General features: G+C 76.0%; 1 protein-coding gene and 1 pseudogene. Both read right to left on the bottom strand.

The window, feature by feature from the left end:
- Positions 1-8: 8 nt before the first annotated feature.
- Complete coding sequence (locus tag RIN80_RS14725) at positions 9-773, bottom strand: sulfite exporter TauE/SafE family protein (RefSeq protein ID WP_309096032.1); 765 nt, start codon at positions 771-773, stop codon at positions 9-11.
- A 215-nt stretch (positions 774-988) separates the two neighbouring features.
- A pseudogene (locus RIN80_RS14720) lies at positions 989-1507 on the bottom strand (hypothetical protein); the annotation flags it as partial.

Genomic DNA, 1507 nt, shown 5'->3' with positions numbered 1-1507 from the left:
CCCGGAGGTCAGCGCAGCACCAGGTGGACGAGGGCGAGGGTGCCCACCGACACGATGAGGGCGCGCAGGACGGCCGGGCTGAAGCGGCGTCCGGTCCGCGCTCCGATCAGACCGCCCAGGGCGGAACCGGCGGCGATGAGCACGACGGCCGTCCAGTCGAACTCCGCGAAGAAGAGGAACACCACGGCGGCGACGGTGTTGACGAGTGCCGCCAGCACGTTCTTGACGGCGTTGAGCCGCTGGAGCGTGTCGTCGAGCAGCATGCCCATCAGGGAGACGTAGATGATGCCCTGGGCGGCGGAGAAGTAGCCGCCGTAGACGCTGGCCAGGGTCAGACCGGTGAAGAGCAGCGGGCCGCCGTCGCGGCGGGAGCGGCTGCCGGCCCTGCGGCGGCGGCGCACCCGCCGGGCGATCAGGGGCTGGCAGGCGACCAGGACGAGGGCGAGGCCCACCAGGACCGGCACGATCCGCTCGAACGCCGACGCGGGAAGGGTCAGCAGCAGGACGGCGCCCGCGAGGCCGCCGAGTACGGCGCCGATGCCGAGCACGACGGCGCGCCGGCCCTGGCCGCGGAGCTCCTCGCGGTAGCCGATGATGGCGCTGACGGAACCGGGGACCAGGCCGAGCCCGTTGGACACCGTGGCGGTGACCGGGGGCAGTCCGGTGGCGAGCAGGACCGGGAAGGTGATCAGCGTGCCCGAGCCGACGACGGCGTTGACGGCCCCCGCGCCCGTACCGGCCGCCAGCACGGCCACCATCTCCCCCGGCGTCACGCCGCCGCTCCGCCGCATGTGCCGTTGCAGGTGACGATGAGGTTCATGGGATCACGCTAGAGCGTGCGCACTTCGGCACCGGCCGAAGGGTGCCGGTCGCGGCGGCGTGAGGCCGGAACCGGCAGGCGCGGCCCGCCCGTACGCGGAAACGGCGGCGGGAGTTCCCGGAAGGGACCTCCCGCCGCCGTTCGCCGGTCGTGCCGGGGTGGGGCCGGTCAGCCGCGTCGCACGCGGCGCAGGACCACGAAGCCCGCGGCGACCAGGACGGCGCCCGCCGCGGCCGGCCACAGCTGGGCACCGGTGTCGGCGAGGCCGCCTTCACCGACCGCCTGCGGCTCGGTCAGGGACGGGGTCGACGGGGTCGGGGCGGCGCTGGTTGCCGTTCCGACGGCCTGGGACTCGCCGAGGCCGTCCGCGTCCCCACCGCCCTGCCCCGTGCCGCCGCCGGACGAGGGCGTCGCGAGGACCTCGGGTGCGGCGGTGCCGGGGGCCTTGGACCCGTCGGCGGGCTGCGGCGCGGCGGTCGGCTCGTCCGCGGCCGGGGGCTTGGAGGCGTCCCCCTTGCCGTCCTCACCCTTGCCGCCGTCGTCGCCCTTGCCGCCGTCGTCGCCCGCGTCGCCGGGCTTGCCGCCGGCGTTCCCGTCCTGCGGCGCGTCCGGAGTGCGCGTCGGCTGCTCCTGCGGGGCTTCCGGAGTCTGCGAGGGCTCCTCCTGGCCGGGCTCCTCACCCTGACC

The organism is Streptomyces sp. (assembly GCF_031181705.1).
GTDB lineage: Bacteria > Actinomycetota > Actinomycetes > Streptomycetales > Streptomycetaceae > Streptomyces.
Note: the sequence above shows the minus strand (reverse complement) of the source record. Positions and strands in the feature narration are given on the sequence as shown.